This window comes from Almyronema sp. (assembly GCF_052168255.1).
In the GTDB taxonomy this organism is placed as follows: Bacteria; Cyanobacteriota; Cyanobacteriia; order Phormidesmidales; family Phormidesmidaceae; genus Sphaerothrix; species Sphaerothrix epifaneia.
Map to the genome: position 1 here is coordinate 1 of NZ_JBQLZL010000031.1, position 16720 is coordinate 16720.

General features: G+C 48.8%; 12 protein-coding genes and 1 tRNA gene. 7 read left to right on the forward strand and 6 right to left on the reverse strand.

Annotated elements, in window-relative coordinates; genetic code table 11:
* Positions 1-358: 358 nt before the first annotated feature.
* The 5 genes from ACTS3T_RS05715 to ACTS3T_RS05735 all read left to right on the forward strand — a co-directional run bounded on the left by ACTS3T_RS05715 (position 359) and on the right by ACTS3T_RS05735 (position 3428).
* Positions 359-637 (forward strand): hypothetical protein, encoded by a 279-nt coding sequence (locus ACTS3T_RS05715; RefSeq protein ID WP_377962455.1) that lies wholly within the window; start codon positions 359-361, stop codon positions 635-637.
* Positions 638-685: 48 nt separating this feature from the next.
* Positions 686-1360 (forward strand): energy-coupling factor ABC transporter ATP-binding protein, encoded by a 675-nt coding sequence (locus tag ACTS3T_RS05720; protein WP_377962457.1) that lies wholly within the window; start codon positions 686-688, stop codon positions 1358-1360.
* 270 nt (positions 1361-1630) lie between these two features.
* A complete protein-coding gene (locus tag ACTS3T_RS05725; RefSeq protein ID WP_377962459.1) occupies positions 1631-2182 on the forward strand; it encodes an NYN domain-containing protein in 552 nt (183 codons plus the stop codon).
* Positions 2183-2252: 70 nt separating this feature from the next.
* Positions 2253-2324, forward strand: a tRNA-Asn gene (locus tag ACTS3T_RS05730).
* Between the two features lie 375 nt (positions 2325-2699).
* On the forward strand, positions 2700-3428 hold the full coding sequence (locus ACTS3T_RS05735; RefSeq protein WP_377962865.1) for a response regulator transcription factor: 729 nt from the start codon (positions 2700-2702) through the stop codon (positions 3426-3428).
* Positions 3429-3582: 154 nt separating this feature from the next.
* Here ACTS3T_RS05735 and ACTS3T_RS05740 read toward each other — a convergent pair whose 3' ends face one another.
* Positions 3583-4374 (reverse strand): THxN family PEP-CTERM protein, encoded by a 792-nt coding sequence (locus tag ACTS3T_RS05740; RefSeq protein ID WP_377962462.1) that lies wholly within the window; start codon positions 4372-4374, stop codon positions 3583-3585.
* A 468-nt stretch (positions 4375-4842) separates the two neighbouring features.
* The gene (gene chlP, locus ACTS3T_RS05745; protein ID WP_377962465.1) at positions 4843-6078 is read right to left on the reverse strand and encodes a geranylgeranyl reductase; all 1236 of its coding nucleotides are present in this window, start codon (positions 6076-6078) and stop codon (positions 4843-4845) included.
* 343 nt (positions 6079-6421) lie between these two features.
* On the opposite strand from chlP, the gene ACTS3T_RS05750 reads away from it, so the two are divergent.
* A complete protein-coding gene (locus ACTS3T_RS05750; protein ID WP_377962468.1) occupies positions 6422-7594 on the forward strand; it encodes a DNA double-strand break repair nuclease NurA in 1173 nt (390 codons plus the stop codon).
* Positions 7595-7833: 239 nt separating this feature from the next.
* Complete coding sequence (locus tag ACTS3T_RS05755) at positions 7834-9708, forward strand: CHASE2 domain-containing protein (protein WP_377962471.1); 1875 nt, start codon at positions 7834-7836, stop codon at positions 9706-9708.
* Here ACTS3T_RS05755 and ACTS3T_RS05760 read toward each other — a convergent pair.
* The 4 genes from ACTS3T_RS05760 to ACTS3T_RS05775 all read right to left on the reverse strand — a co-directional run bounded on the left by ACTS3T_RS05760 (position 9705) and on the right by ACTS3T_RS05775 (position 16296).
* Complete coding sequence (locus ACTS3T_RS05760; protein WP_377962474.1) at positions 9705-11969, reverse strand: transglycosylase domain-containing protein; 2265 nt, start codon at positions 11967-11969, stop codon at positions 9705-9707. The genes ACTS3T_RS05755 and ACTS3T_RS05760 overlap by 4 nt on opposite strands.
* A gap of 76 nt (positions 11970-12045) precedes the next feature.
* On the reverse strand, positions 12046-12519 hold the full coding sequence (gene lspA / locus ACTS3T_RS05765; RefSeq protein ID WP_377962477.1) for a signal peptidase II: 474 nt from the start codon (positions 12517-12519) through the stop codon (positions 12046-12048).
* 6 nt (positions 12520-12525) lie between these two features.
* Entirely contained in the window at positions 12526-13125 is a 600-nt protein-coding gene (locus ACTS3T_RS05770) for a biotin transporter BioY (protein ID WP_377962480.1), read from the reverse strand.
* A 579-nt stretch (positions 13126-13704) separates the two neighbouring features.
* Positions 13705-16296, reverse strand: coding sequence for a calcium-binding protein (locus tag ACTS3T_RS05775; protein WP_377962483.1), 2592 nt, complete (start codon positions 16294-16296; stop codon positions 13705-13707).
* Positions 16297-16720: the final 424 nt, after the last annotated feature.

Genomic DNA, 16720 nt, shown 5'->3' on the forward strand with positions numbered 1-16720 from the left:
GAGGACGTCGAACCATCCTCGGCCGGCTTGAGCGCGTCCCATTGCTATGGTCATAGCGCAATTCTCCGAAAAACAATAATGATTGATAAAGGCGCTAATCAGGGTTGAGCCGTTGCTCGATTAAGCATTAAAGGCCAACAGCCGCAACTCGATCCGATTAGTGTTTACTATTCTTTACCTTGATTCTCATTATAGAGGGTGTTTTTTGAAAGAGGGATTAAATTAGGGGAATTTAATCCTTACCAATCTTGCTGATTCAGAGGCATTGAGTAGCCTCTAAGATAGAAATGAGAAAGATCTCTTAGCTTAAGGAGATCTTTAGAATTGAATGATTGAGTTTATTGAGCTTAGATTTTAGATGTATACAGTTGAAGTGACGTTACAAAGCACGCCGCTGCCCCTCACCGTTCAAAAAAAAGAAGTAGAAGCAGCCCAGAAGCTTTACCAGGAAATTTTATCTGCGATGAAGACGGGTGAACCCAGCATTGTAGAGCTAACTTGTGATCAACAGGCAGACAAGCAAGTGGCTGTTGTCTCGCGTCAGATTATGGCTGTGCAGATCTATGAGAAGTCTGGCGCTACTGCAGGCAAGCAGCCAGGGTTCTTTGCACTTTTAGGAGATGAGGCTAAAAGCTGATTGTTCAAAGCCTTGTCTTTTGGCCACAATCTTAGCCATCGTGACTGAATGAGTATGAGTACTGCGATCGCTGTTAATGACTTATCGTTTAGCTGGCCTTCGGGTAGCAAAGTTCTTGATCACTGCTCATTAAACATTGGTCAAGGCGAATTTTGTATGCTTTTAGGCGCTAACGGCAGCGGCAAGTCTACACTACTCAGGCTTTTAGCTGGGTTACTCCAGTCACAGACGGGTCAAGTCGCCATTCAAGGCAGCGTTGGTTTTGTTTTTCAAAATCCTGACCATCAGTTGGTAATGCCAACGGTCGGAGCCGATGTTGCCTTTGGCTTAGTTGAAGAAAAACTGTCATTCCTGCAGGTCAGGCAGCGGGTTTCTGAGTCGCTAGCAGCCGTCAATCTTGCTCATCTGCAAAGACGGCCCATTTATGCACTCAGTGGCGGTCAAAAACAGCGTGTGGCGATCGCAGGAGCGATCGCCCGTCAGTGCAACATTCTGCTATTCGACGAACCAACCGCTTTATTAGATCTCGAAAGCCAGCTAGACCTCGTTGAGCAAGTACGGCAGTTAGTGAAAACCCGAGGACTGACCGCTTTGTGGGTAACCCATCGACTGATTGAGCTAGATTACTGCGATCGCGCCTTCTTGTTAGATCAAGGGCGAGTGGTTGATCAAGGCGATCCTCAACGACTTAAACAGCAAATTTCGTCTATAGCATGTGGCTGAAGTTGACTAAAAGCTGCCTGTCGTCTTGCCCTGCTTTTGCCATTTGCAAAGACAGGGCATTCTTTTTAGCAGCAGACCTCAGTGGAAAGGGTAAAATAAATTAAATTCTGTAAACTTCCCTCATTTAAGCGGCCTGCTCATCAAGCATTTGGCAGTTCAAGCTAGCAAATAGGTCGTAGTGGCTTTAGCCTTCTAGCAACGCTCAGCTAACTTGAGCAAGGTTTTCTGCGGGGGTGCTCGATCGACTTTACTACTTAACCCTTAAAACTCATGGCACGCTCTCCCATCCGCGCGATTCTGCTGATTGATGGCTACAACATTATCGGAGCTTGGCCAGAGCTACAGCGTACCCGTGACGGAATTGGCTTAGAGTCTGCGCGATCGCAGTTGGTAGAAGTTTTGATCAATTACAGCGCCTTCAAAGGGTTTGATACCCGCTTAGTCTTTGATGCTTACTCACAGCCAACGCCTTGTGTAAAAGAACGGGTGACTCAAAATCTTGCGATTCACTACACAGAGTTTGGGCAAACAGCAGACTCATATATTGAAAAAGCCTGTGCCAAATTTCGCAACGACGTCCGTAAGTTTGACCACCGCTTAATTGTGGCAACCTCCGATCGCGCCCAGCAGCTTACAGTAGTCGGGTACGGCGCAGAGTGGATGTCAGCCGCTCGGCTTGCTTTAGACGTAACCACCGCTCAGCGACGCGTTAAGCAAAAGCTCCGACCGCAAAAGCGATCTTCTAAGCAATTTTTGGTGAGTTCTTTAGATCCGCAGGCGCAGGCAAAGCTAGCAAGGCTCCGTCTAGGGCTAGATCAATAAACTAATTGCCAGAAAAATTGCTCAAGGGCTTGTCAAAGTGGTCAAATTCTAGATACTATTAGATTCGCGTTCCTCAGTAGCTCAGTGGTAGAGCGGTCGGCTGTTAACCGATTGGTCGCAGGTTCGAATCCTGCCTGGGGAGTTTAAACCTAAACAAGTCAAGGCATTGCTAGAACCTTTAGAGCTAAAGGAAGCCTTGCTCTAGACGCTATCAAAAGCTAATTTGTGAAAATAGTCGCTAACACGACGTTGATAGTCTTTGCTCGTAGAAATTTGAACTTTAAAGCTGTAAAACCGCAATTACAGGCTTTAATAGTGACGTAGCCTGTTAAACAGATTTTTTTGCCGTGGCTATTTTTTAATTGAGTTAAGCAAGCATTGCCAGTGCTAGCTCTCCTAGAGAGAACATGGGCTGCCACTATAATATAGTTTGAGAATCTTCATGACTCCTCAAGTAGGGTTTCAAATCGATAAATCCTATTTTCAGTTTTCGTATATCAATACCCGTTTTAAGAAAATGCCTCGCGTACTCGTTATTGATGATGATCCTGCAATTTCAGAGCTAGTCGCAGTCAACTTAGAGATGGCTGGTTACGATGTCAGTCAGGCTTCTGATGGTATCAAGGGGCAAGCTCTCGCGGTTCAGCTAATTCCTGATTTGATTATGCTTGACCTGATGCTCCCTCGAGTAGACGGTTTGACCGTATGCCAGCGCTTACGGCGCGACAACCGAACTGCTGATATTCCCGTTTTGATGTTGACGGCATTAGGGCAAACCCAGGATAAAGTTGATGGCTTTAATGCGGGTGCAGACGATTATTTGACTAAACCTTTTGAGCTAGAAGAAATGCTCGCTAGGGTTAGAGCGTTGCTAAGACGTACCGATCGCATTCCTCAAGCCGCTAAGCACAGCGAGATTCTCAATTACGGGCCGTTGACTCTAATCCCTGAGCGGTTTGAAGCGATTTGGTTTGACCAGACTGTCAAACTGACGCACCTGGAGTTTGAGTTACTCCACTGTTTATTGCAGCGTCATGGTCAAACAGTTTCTCCGCCAGAAATTCTCAAAGAAGTTTGGGGATATGACCCCAGCGATGACATTGAAACGATTCGAGTCCACATTCGGCACTTGCGTACCAAGCTAGAACCCGATCCGCGACATCCTAAATATATCAAGACAGTATATGGAGCAGGCTATTGTTTAGAGTTGCCCAGTATTGAGCAAGCGGAAGCGGCTGTTAGCTAAGAGCCAAACAAATGGCTTTTGTTGATCAAGCCTCGGCTTTTGGGACTTAGTCAAAACTAAACCGAGATGCAGACCGAAAGCCCTTTAAGGCTAAAGTCCGCATCTCGGTTATTTTACGACTGTAGAAAGTCGCTTTTAGAATTCGGGAGGTAGCTTACTCCGAAGCGGCTAGCTTGCGACGACGGACATTGCTGGCTGCATATAAGCCGAATAAACCCAATCCCAACATTGCAGTCGGTTCAGGTACATCTTGGTTTTCTGGCGAAACTTGAATAATTCGAGCAAATAGATTGGTTCGGCTAACCCCTCCTTCTTGAGAGATGAACTGCTCGACCGGCTCACCATCAATGGTGTCGCTGAAACCAATCAACTGGAGCTTATACTCTTTGCCAGCCATCTGGAAGACGTTCTCCATGAACGCATCTTCGATCGGGTTTTCCCAAGTGATCGAGTCTGAGCAGCCAAAGGTGGTAGTAATGTAAGGACACTGACTACCATTGCGCTTTTGCGTGCTGGTCAGGTTCAAGGTTTCGTCGATATTGAGGGTGAAGTCAAATTGCTGGTTTCCGGCTTCGCCCAGATCAAGATTGAGGCTGAGATCAGCTGCGTCTGCAGCAGTGCCACTCCAAATGGTGAGGTTGTAGTGGCTGAGGGTACCTAGCAGAAAGTTTTCTCCGACGGTAATTTCGGAAGGGCCAATTCCCTCAAAACCCAGACCGCTCTTGCCCGCAGTGGCGTAGCCAGTCGCAGGGTTGCCCCAACGGATTTGGGCTTCGTCGCCATCGGTTAGGTATTGAATAGCCGTCCCCCCATTGGGGTTGCTCCAGCTACCGGAAGTGCTCCCAATTGCCAGGGTTTGGGCATTAGCAGGTGCGCTAGCTACGCCTAGCAGAGTTGCGATCGCAACGACAGGCAGAGTTGAAGTGGTAAAGTGTTGAAGTTTCATTTGCTGAATCATGCGGCTGAAAGTATCAAAGTCAATGCTTAATCAGTCACTTTTAATACACACCTGATTAAGCAAAGTCTAACCAGCCGATCGTCAGCTTTGTAAGTTTGAGACGCTTCCTCTCAAAGACTTTAATCAACTAAGAATTTAAGCCAAAAGAACAGCTTAAGTGGCTTAATCCGCTCTCTTGAGGAACTTGGCGCTATCCGAAAATTTACTAACAATTCAGTGGCGATTCATTTTTACCGCCAAAAATGCCAGAAATTTTGGGAGTTTTTCCTGGGTTTGGCGCTCGCTCAACGCCGACCTATTTCGACCGACTACGTTTTTTTACGCATATTAATTACCGCTGGCAAGTATCTATTTTCAAAACACCGTAATTCTTCGCTGCTTTTGTACTCGCTGGAAAAAAGAAATCCTCTGACGGCTTGCGTCAGAGGATTGATGCCAAGAATCTAGGCGGAGAAGCTACCAGCTACGGGTGGGGGCTAGCGCATTGCCGCGAATCAAGCTACCCACGGTTTTAGCCGTAATCTTCAGTTGCACCAGAGGATTGGCTGGAACCACCGTTTTGTAGAGATAGCTATCAAAGGTGAGCTTTTGCACGTCGATATCTGAGCACATTTCTACAAAAGCTTCTCGGGTGGCATCAGAACGATAGAAAACGGTTTGCAACAGGTCTAAAACCTTGTAGGTCATGCCATATTGCTTGTCCCATCGCCGCAGATAAACCTTGAGATCCGCTTCAGTTGGTACTCGTTCGCCACTGTTGGAAAATTCAACAATCGTTTCCGCACACATACGGGCTGACTTAGCCGCAAAGTAAATACCTTCTCCCGAAGATTTGGTGACGGTACCAGCGGCATCACCAACTAGCGCTACCCGCCCTACTACCCGGCGCGGACGCGGATGTTCAGGGATAGGATGAGCTTCAACCTTGATGATTTCGCCCCCTTCTAAGCGCTTGGCGGCACGCGCCCGAATGCCTGCCTGTAATTGCTTGATTTTGGCCTGATTGACCCGCATCGTTCCCGTGCCAACGGCTACGTGATCGTATTTGGGGAATACCCAGGCGTAGAAGTCAGGCGAGACGTCGTTGCCGACATACATCTCGGCTAGATCTTCGTAGTAGGCCATTTTGGCTTCTGGCAGGCGAATGCGCTCTTGGAAGGCGATCGCGTAATTATAGTCTCCAGCATCAATCGCGCGAGCAACTCGAGAGTTGGCCCCATCCGCACCAATGACCAAGTCAACTTGGAGGGTTTTGGCTTCGCCCTGAAGGCTACCGTTGGAATGGTCAGCATAGTGCAGGGTGTAGGGTGCCTTGTCGCTGCTAGGGATTTCTAGTTTGTGAACCGTGCCATTGATTAGTTTGGCACCGAGTTTAGCGGCGCGATCGCGCAAAAAGCCATCTAGTACCTCGCGGCGGCACATGCCAATATATTCTTCTTCTTTGAGAGTGCTACCAATATTGACCTCAATATTAGAAGGTGAGATCATCTTCATCTTGCGCACGCGACGATCGATGATCTCAGGCGGTAAATCAAACTCATCAACCATGCAGAGCGGAATGGCACCACCGCAAGGCTTGGCGTTGTCTAGCTTACGCTCAAATAAATAAGTTTCAATACCTGCTTTTGCCAGTGTCTCAGCAGCCGAGGAGCCTGCCGGACCCGAACCTACAACCGCAACCCGAAGTGACAAGGCAGTCTCTCCACATCGTTACAAACTTACGAAGTGAATACTATCACGCCGATCTCGCCTGTTTTGGAGCAAGCCCCCTAGATATAAGCAATCTGAAATAGTCCTTAATAATCTGCAAAGAAGCGATCGCCAAATCAATCGTTTTCCATTGAGGTTTCTATTGACTTTAAGCCTGCTATTCGATCTTTTAAGAATTTGGGTAATTAAACTGCTCGGTTAGCAAGCAGTTTGACCTTAGCTAGACAACCCTTTTTTTGAGGTTCTCAGGTTAGGATAGTACGCTTGCATTAAGATAAATCAGTGCTAACCGTGATAGCTGGCTTTTTTGCCGTCAAGCAGACCTATGCCTCTCAAACCGAATGATATTTTGCAGCAACTCAATGCCAAGCAAGCGCAGTTTGCCGATTTTGATCAGCGTACGCTAAAGCTTTTGCAAACGTATCAGGCTGCTTTAGTCGAACTCAGTCAACGCGACCCGGTTGCCCTCCAAAAAGCAATTGAGCGTCTGCCCAGCTATTGCGGTGCTATACCTTTAGAACCGCTAACCCAAAGCGATCGCGGCATCATACGAGAAAACTTACAGTGGAACAACCGCGAAGAGAGCTTAGCCTGGGCTAAAGCTCAAATTGCGGGCGTTGCTACTTTTGCTGTAGACGGTTCCCAGATTTTTCCTAGCAAAGATATTTCGCTGTTGGTGGCGCTGGTGCAGATTGGCTGGTACGAAAATCTCCACGTTGAAACAGGGATTTACTCAAAAGACATTCAAACAGAGATTATGACGCCTGCTGATTTATCAGTCGGCGATCGCCGGGAGCTGATTGACCGAAAAGTCAACATGAAGCGCTTTGGCATGGAAACCGAACGCCTAGTTCGCTATATGGAAGAACGGCAGGGCTGCGATCGCTGTTTAGTTTTTTTTGATGGGGCGCTGGCGGCTAGCTTTGCCGAATTGCTAGATGACGAAAGCCGCCAGTTTTATGTCAACCAGCTCACCCAGTTGCTACGCACCAGTCAGCGCTGTCAGGTTCCCTTGGTGGGCTATGTCGATACCTCCTACGGACGTGATTTGACCGCAATGCTACGTCACCTGGCTCACTTACCTGAAGCAGGTGCCTTACGCGATGCCCAAATTGTCAATCGCTTAATGCAAGATCGGTGGGGCGATCGCACACCGCTTTACCGCTGTGATAGCAGCATTTTGAAGTACTACTGCGAGCAGCACGATCAAGTAACCTTTACCTACCTAAAATCGACCTTAGACGGCTTTCCGGCTCGCTTAGAACTACCCCGATGGATTTATGAAACAGGTCGCTTAGACCAAGTCCTCAATTGGGTTCGAGCAGAGGTTGTGATTGGCGGTGGCTATCCCTACGCGATTGAGACAGCCGATCAAACGGCTGTTTTGCAAGCACGCGATCGCCAGATTTTTTATCGCATCCTGCAAACCTGGACTGAAACCAACGGCTTGAATTTGAGACTTTCTCGCAAAATGGTCAGCAAAGCACGACGACGCTAACGTCTTGTTCGGGCGGAGCTACGGTGTGGCTAAATCGGTAGATTTAGCCCAATCGCCGTCTGCCTTCACCGGGTCTTTAAAGCGTAACCTGGGAAAACTAGGGATGCAGTCTGAGTCGAGCCAGCTTTAGCTCTGGCAATGACCACCGTAATTTATCACGCATTCCGTAATTTCCAGGCTTCAGCTATTCGGATGCTGGCAAATCAACTCTTCTCATGCGCTTTAAAGTTAAACCCCCATTGACTTCCGCACCCTTATTGAGGTTCCTCTCAACCTTAAAGCGTAGCCATCAGCCTTGGCTGTCGGGTCTAGTGGCCGCGACGCTGACGTTAGGACTGTGGCAACTCGGTGCCTGGCAATCGCTCGAGCAGCAAGGATACAACCTGCTGTTTTGGCTAAGAGAACATTCAGGTAAAAACATTGCCTTAGATTGGGATGAGCGCATTGCTGTTATTGCCATTGATGAGGCCAGTTTGCAGCAATATGGGCGATTTCCCTGGTCGCGACAGCGCTACGCTGAACTCCTCGATACCCTGGCGATCGCCCAACCAGCAGCCGTAGCCTTTGACATCTTGATGACAGAGTCAACGCCAGAAGATGCAACCTTTGCTGAAGCCGTCTTTTTTAACGGTAATGTCGTCTTAGCCATTGGCGACGATGGCCAGGGCAATGCCCTTGGAATCACCTCACTCATTGCGGAAACAGCCAGGGGGTCTTATCTGAGCGGCCATGTTAAAAACCTGCCCAGTGCCGATGGCGTGAGTCGCGAGGTGCAGCTTTACGAAGGGCAATTACCCGCCTTTAGCGTTGCCGCCATTGAGGTATACAACACCACCCTGGCAAATACGCTCAGAAGTACCGCCGATAAGCCAGAAACGATTCCGCAATTGCCCAGCCCTCACCAGCCCCAAGCGTGGGTCAACTGGCCTGGGCCGATTGCACCTCGTAACGCCGCCGCTTCTGAACTGTCGGTCTACTCATTTCAGGCGGTCATGTCTGGGCAAGTGGCTCCAGCGGTGTTTCAAAATAAATTGGTTTTAGTTGGGGCTACTGCCGCTGGTTTAGATCCGGTGCGATCGCCCTACCATCTCAATCCACCCGTAGGGGGGATTTTTTTTCACGCAGCTGTGATCGACAACTTGCTCAACGATCGCTTTTTGCAAAGACCAACTGGGGCTTGGGTAGGGGTACTAATTCTGGCCATAGGGTTAGTAACCAACCGTTTGCTACAACCACGAGGCCCCCAGGCAAGGCTATTGATGATTTTGGGGCTACCGCTTTTGTGGCTAGGGCTGGCTTTGGCCGCTTTTATCGGAGGCTGGTGGCTACCGCTGGCCGCTCCGATTGGCTGTCTGTGGGGTACAGCAGCCGGATTGCAGCTTCAAGAACAGCGTGAACGCCAACAGTTAATGGCCCTGTTTGCGATGAATGTTTCGCCCCAAACGGCTCAACTTATTTGGCAACAAAAATCGACTATTTTGAAAGGCCATGAAGTCGTGGCGCAAGAGCTAGTTGCGACAGTCCTATTTATAGACATTCGCGGCTTTACCCAGATTGCCGAAAAACTCTCTTCTAACGATTTGCTGATTTGGCTCAATCGCTATTTTGAGGTCATGACCGACTGTATTATTGCCCACGGTGGCGTCATCGATAAATACATCGGTGATGCCATTATGGCGGTATTTGGCGCGCCGTTTCCTCGCAGATCTTTAGAGCAAATCAACCAGGATGCGATCGCTGCGGTTTCGGCCAGTCTGGAAATGCATCAGCGATTGCAAGTGCTGAACCAGGAATTTGCCGCTAACGGTCAGCCAACCATTCAATTTGGCATTGGTATTCACACAGGGGCGCTGATTGCTGGTACGGTGGGAAATCGCCAACGTCTTAGCTACTCGCTTTTTGGCGATACCGTCAATGTGGCTTCTCGCTTAGAGCAACTCACTAAAGAAATTGCGGCAACTTTCCCTTATCGCATTTTGCTGACCGCCGTCACGCAAGGGCATATTAAACAGCATTTTGCCACTCACCCCTTTCGCTCTGTTGTTTTGCGAGGCCGTCGCACCGAAACGCTGGTCTACACAGTTGAGCCGCTGGCTGAGAAAGCCAGTACTTAAGGTAAAATCTGACCCATATAATCGCCCCAGAGCTGGGCGGCTTGGGCGCTGCTGCCATCTGTAGGGGTGTTGTCGTCGTTGCCTAACCAAATTCCGGTTGTAAGCTGGTAGCGAGGAACCATACCCACAAACCATAAATCGCGGTTGTCATTGGTGGTTCCAGTCTTGCCCCCTTCCCCCAATCCCAAAAAAGCGTTGCGTCCAGTGCCCCCTTGAATCACCCCTTGCATCAGCCCTACCAGGGTATCGGCAACGGGTGGAGACAGCGCTGGCTGATTGGCATCTCCAGCTTGGCCAAATTCGTAGATAATTCGGCAGGTTTGCGGATCTTGCAAATCGGTGCAGTCGCTGCTGTCTAGCACACGAACAATACCGTGAGGACGATTCCAAACGCCTTCATTGGCGATCGCTGCAAACGCCCCTGTTATTTCTAGGGGGGTAACTTCACTTTCGCCTAAAACCAAACCAGGCACCGGATTGAGATCTGACTCAATTCCCAGTCGCTGAGCCGTTTGCACAATATTGTTGAGGCCAGCTTCTTGAGCAATCCTCAGCGCCACTACGTTTTCAGAACGAGCCAGTCCGGCATACATATCGAGGGCACCGCCGCCAGAGCGACACCCCTCAAAAAACTGCCCTTGCCAGGTCAAGCCACTACAGCCAAAAGTTGTGCTAGGAGAAATGTCTTGTTCTAGCGCCGTTGCATAAGCAATTACCTTAAAGGTGGAACCGGGCTGACGCAGCGCCTGACTGGCTCGGTTAAACTGACTTTCTTGATAGTCTGCTCCCCCTACCAGCGCTTGAATAGCGCCGTTTTCCGTATCTAGCGTTACCAAAGCGCCTTGTGAAAATCCAGAAGCGCTCCCCGCGCTGCTGATATAGCTTCTGAGCGACTCTTCTGCGGTTTCTTGCGTATCTAGGTCGAGGCTGGTTTCAACAATAAAGTTGCCTTCTCTAGCTAACTGGATGCCCAAAACCTGATCTAACTCATCAAAGATGTAGCTATAAAAGTAAGGAGCGCGGGTATTGGCGAGTTGTTCTCTAGCTTTCGGGCTAATTTCAATGCGCGATCGCCGAGCCCGCCGCGCTTCTTCCTGGCTAACCATACCTAAGGCCGCCATGCGATCGAGCACGCGATTACGATACTCAACAGCCGCCTGATAATTTTGCACGGGGTTAAAAGCATTCGGGGCTGGCAAAATCCCGGCTAGGGTCGCAGCTTCTGAAAGATTGAGCGATTGAGCCGGCTTGTCGAAGTAAAACTCGGCGGCATCCTCAAAGCCGTAGAGATTGCCCCCTAGATAGACCCGGTTTAGATAGGTCAACAGCAAAAAGGTTTTGCTATGAAAAGCCTCTAGCTTTAGAGCTACGATCGCTTCTCGAATTTTGCGTCCAGTCGAATCGTCAGTGCCAACATACTCACGGTAAATGCTGCGGGCAAGCTGCTGGGTAACGGTGCTGCCGCCTTCTCGGATTTCGCCGCCTCGAACATTCGTAATTAGTGCCCGCAGGATTCCTAGTGGGTCAACGCCGAGGTGCCAGTAGTAGCGGGCATCTTCTGAGGCAATTACGGCTTTGGGCAGGTAGGGGGAAAAGTCAGCCAGCCGCTTTTGTTCAATGTGCGCTTGGTTAGATTGGGGGCGTAACGGTACACGAGTGCCGTCTTCTTCAGCATAAATAATGACCGGGCCTTGCACTGATTCTGGCAGTGGACTTACTCGAATTTTGGGCCACTCTAAACCTACAATCCACAAAGCGATCGCCGCTGTGAAGCCAGTAACGCCATAAACTCCGTAGCGAGCCGTCTGCACATACCAGGGCGGAGGATCAATGTATTGGATGGTGACGGCATTGGCTAACTCAGTAGGGCCTAGCGTATAGCGATCGCCATGACGCAAAACCACCTTAGACAATCGTTTTTTGCCGCGATAAATGCCGTTGGTCGAGTCTCGATCTTTAAGAACAAAAGGATTACCCGGCTGTGTGCGATCGCGCGCCAAAGACGCATGCACCTGACTGACAATCGGATTGCGAATTACGATATCGCTAGACTTCGAGCTACGACCAATAACATAGCGCTCACCTAAAAGCGGAAAAACCTCTGTCTTACCCCCTGCTTCTTCCACATGAAGCTCGGCGACTTGAGCGCCGGACTTGAGGGCAAATTTGGAAAAATCTACCTTAGCCCGTACTGTTTGGAAGGCTTGGGTAACCGTATTAAGCAATGTCTGCTGAGGGTTAGGCGGCTTCGATAAAGGCATAGCACAAGAAAGACCTTAAAAAACCTAGCAAAACGACGCACACCGACGAGCGGCAAGTTTCTAATTGACCTACATTCTACTGACTATCGCGCTTAGGTCGAAAAGCCGCTAATAGCAAACAGCCAATTCCTACATTAATAAACACATCAGCCAGGTTAAAAATCGGAAACTGAATCAGCCGAAAATCTAAAAAATCGACGACTTCGCCAGCCAGTAAACGATCAATGCCGTTGCCTAACGCCCCGCTCAAAATAAAACCATAACCAGCTTCTTCCCAGCGGTTCGCTAGCGATACCCAAAAGCCTAAAGCAATTAAGCCCAAACTCACAGCTAGCGACAGCCAGCGGAGCCAGTCGCCATTTTCACTAAATAAGCTGAAGGCGGCTCCCTTGTTGGTGACATAAGTCAAATGGAAGATACCTGGCCACAACGGTATAGTTTGCGGCGGTATTGTCAGCTCAAAATTGTTAACGACCCAGAGCTTTGAGAGCTGATCTAAAACTAAGCCCGCGATCGCGGCAACCCAAAAAAACCGATTTTTAATCTGCATAACGCACTAATAAAACATGAGCTGCCGCACAACAAAAGCAATCACTGACACGGCACAAGCCACAGCAAGCTGCCCTGGAATTCGATAAACCGAGTAAACCAGAACCGCCTCTGTCAGGCTAATCGGTACCGCAGTGGCCCACCCAATTGTGTAAGCAAACAGCAGGTAAACCAAACCACAAGCGTGGATCACCATCAGACCGCAAACACAGCCAAAGGCCAACATTTCTAGTTTAAGCTTTGTACGAAAAGCCCAAAACCCACAGATCCAAGCTGCCGGAATAAACCCAATTAAAAAACCAAACGTTGGTTCTCGCACATAGCCAATGCCACCGCCTTGGGTAAAAACCTGAAACTCAAAACTATGAAACAACACCAATCCTAAAGCTAAGTATGCGATTTGCGCCAAAGTAGCGGCATTTTTTCCGCCCAAGCAGCCCGTTAGCAACACTGCCCCAACTTGAAAGCTAACGCCTAATGAGAGGGCGTGAACGCCAACTTCGCCCCAATGCCAGGGAGGGCTGGTAATAAAAACTTCGAGCCAAGTCCCCGCAATGGTTAGGATTAAGCCAATTAAGGCCCAAAGCAGCTCAGTGGGTGCAAACACCTGATTGATCCTCTAGGGTAAATGGGATATTTTACATCGCCTCTTTAACCGCGAGTTAAAATCAGGGCTTTCTTGCAAAGATTAGGGTTGGGGCTGTTGCTAACAATAGAACCGCGATCGCCCTTTTTAGTCCCCCTTGTTGACAGTCCTCAACTCTAAAATTAAGACATCCAAATTGCTAAAGGCTCCTTCAGCCATTGATTTAGCCTTCTGCTGTTGCCTCAACCATAAAAGACCTGTGCCGCCAGCAAAACAAAGTTGCTAGCAACACAGGCCAAGGTGCAAGATGAGCGAGAGCAGCTCTGAAAGATTGCCGTAAAAAACTGGTCAGACCCCTCTGAGATAGAGCCTTATTTGTTTGCAGACGTTCCAGCTTGAAAGTGTCTTAATAGCTGATGGGGAGGCAATAGACGGCTTCAGCCCTTTAAAGCACGCTCTCAGTCTGGGTTTAGAAGGGGGGCAGACCAAAGCTAATTGCTGGGTTAACTGCATTGGGGCATGGTCGAGATTTTTTGGGGCTAGAAACGCTCTCAACCAATTGCCCTAGGCACTCAGAGATTTCGAGCAAGTTGATAACACCTAAACAAAATCGAAGCTGCTGCTGGCCAAGTCAAGATTAGCGTTGCCTTTGACCACAGCGATAAGGTCTTCTCCACTGGCCGTATTCAGGTAGATAGCGGTTCCTTTCGGCTGGCCTGCCGGAGCCGAGCCTAAGGAATATTGTTCGGCACGGCCATGCAACTGTATCACGTCTCCTTGGTTAGCGCGGAAGTCATGGATTAAGGCGTAGTCACTGTCTCCGCCACTGCCATAGAAGCTCTGGGTTGCATCTCCCAACCAGAAGGTATCGGCGTCGCTACCGCCAATGAGATCATCCTGTTCCGCTAGACCCACTTGAGGGGCGCTGGGATCGGTACCAATTAGCTGATCCTGACCGCTACCACCTTTGAGGATGTCTCGGCCTAACCCTCCTTCCAGGACATCGTCACCTGCTTCGCCAAAGAGGCGATCGCTGTCTTCACCCGCTTTGATTTGATCGTTACCGCTTCCTCCTTGCAGCCAGTCATCGCCGCTATCCCCCCATAGCTCATCGTCATCGTTGCCACCATTGAGGCGATCGCGCCCCATGCCACCGACTAATTGATCATTGCCGTTTTCACCAAAGAGGCTATCATTGCCTTCTCCGCCTGCCATTGAGTCATTGCCAGCCCCGCCGCGAAGCAGGTCATTGCCACCCTCACCAAAGAGCGCATCGTCGCCTTGGTCGCCAAAAAGCTGGTCGTTGCTATCGCCACCTTTGATCTGGTCGTCGCCTGCACCCCCTTGCAGCCAATCGCTACCGTCATCGCCAGAAATGACATCGTTACCGAGATCGCCTTTAATGCGATCGCGACCCAATCCCCCTTGAAGGTTGTCATCTCCCTCATTACCCAAGAGGACATCGTTTCCATTGTTACCTGTGATGACATCGTTGCCGAGGCCGCCTCTAATTTCGTCATCGCCGTTGCCACCCAAGAGAATGTCATCGCCGCCATTCCCAAAAATTTTGTCGTTGCCAGCTAGCCCTAAAATTTGCTCAGCTTCAGCCCCCCCTCTCAGCAGATTGCTGTCTTGATCGCCAGAAATAGTGATTACAGAACCTTGGTCTGGCCCTGTCGGCGGGCTACCTGTTCCGCTACCATCAGCAGGCGTTGGTGTACTGGGTAAACCTCCACCGCTACTGCTAACACCACCCGACTCTTGCGGCGCAGCAACATTAGGCGCAGACGGAGATGGCGTTGGCGCAGGCACCGAATTAGAGAATTCATAAGCTCCCGCATCAATTCTGCCGCCTTTAGGCCGCTGCACCTCATTGAGAGCGTTTTGAGCATAACGCCCAATCTGGTTAGAACCTCTATCAATCGCCGCAGATGACTGAGACAACCGAAAATCTTTTTTATCGGCGTTAACAAAACCGACTGAATCAACTGCCGTATTTTGACGCTGTTGCAGGTTACTAATGCTTCCCCCTGTTTGATAAAGCTGACTAAAGCCATCGGTAAACAGGTTGTGATCCACAGTTACATTGCTAACGTTCGCAAAATAACCATTTCGATAAGTGCTATCGGCAAAAATGTTGTTGCGGATTAAAACATTGTTAACCCGTTGATAACCAGAAGCTAGATTGCCACCAATGACAATTGCCTGCACGTTACCTGACAACGTATTGTTGAGTATTTCAACTCCCTCAACATTGTGGCCAACCCCAATGCCAGAACCTCCATTTACCCCTTGCTGCCCGTTATCGTAGACAACGTTGTTGTAAATACGAATATCTGACACCTTGCCAACACGGGCGACCTCATCAGCAATGACAATGCCATCTGCTCTGTTGCCATAAACCGTATTGTTGTAAATGTCAACGTTGAAGGTATTCGCTCTGTTGCCATCTACATAAATAGCAGGCCCCCCTCGATAACCACCGTAGCCGCCAGAAATTTGAGCGGTTCCAGTCACCGTATTGTTATGAACTGAACCGTTGCGAGAACCCGTTTTAATGTCTATGCCTTCTTTCGTTGTGTTTTTAACGAAATTACCAGCAACCTCAAATCCATCAACTCCCCAAAGCGATAAAGCTTCTTGCGGCGAACCCTGATCATTTGAGGTTTTCCACTTCCAGTTTGCGCGTTCAACGGTGTTGTTGAGTATTTTGATATTTGAGCTAGTAACTTCTGCTTCGCCACCGCCAAAATAGGTGTCAGGCATAACAATAATGCCGGATGCCCCTGTTTCGTAGGTATGATTGTTTTGAACAATCATATTGTTGGCATCTCGCAGTGAAATTCCAGCCCAAGAGGTATTTTCAATTCGAAAACCATCAATCACCCAATAGCCTTCGCCAGCAGACTGAATAACCCCTTCACGAAACCCACCTGCATTAGGATTAGGATCCCGCAGAATTACATTGCCATTGGCCTTTAAGTTAATATGCCCTTGCTGGCTATTACCTGATTTTTCTAAGGTGATTGACTCTCGATAAGTCCCTGATTGAACCAAAACTGTATCGCCTGCTTTTACAGGTGATCTTTGGCTCACTGCATAGCTAATGTCTTTCCAGGGTAGCTCTTTAGTCCCTGGATTTTTGTTGTTACCGTTCGGAGAAACGTAGTATGAGCGACTGTTCGTATTCATTGATTGCTCGCGAATTAACATCAGTCGGCATTGCACCCTAATCCAGATTCTAAAAGTTTTAAATCTGGCAAAAAACCAGAACCTTTTAGCAGACCTTCACTTCACACTTTATAGTAAATTCATGATTGAATGGTGAACTGTGAAAGTACGGATTTAAGAGAATAAAGATGACAAAGCCCTATTAAATTCAGAGTCTTTACTGATTAGATTTACTACTAGCCAATCTCTGTTTTACGCCCAACAAAAAGCTGAAAATTAAAACAAATAGACATTTTCGAAAAACCTTTAAACATCTCAGTTCAACGTACAACTGCCCGCTAAAGTTTGGCCTTTCTCGACTAAGGGAAAAGCGTCAAATTTGAATATCTTTTTCCAAGCAGCTTAAAACCAGCTACCTGTGAGAAGGTAGGCTTTAAGGGTGCGA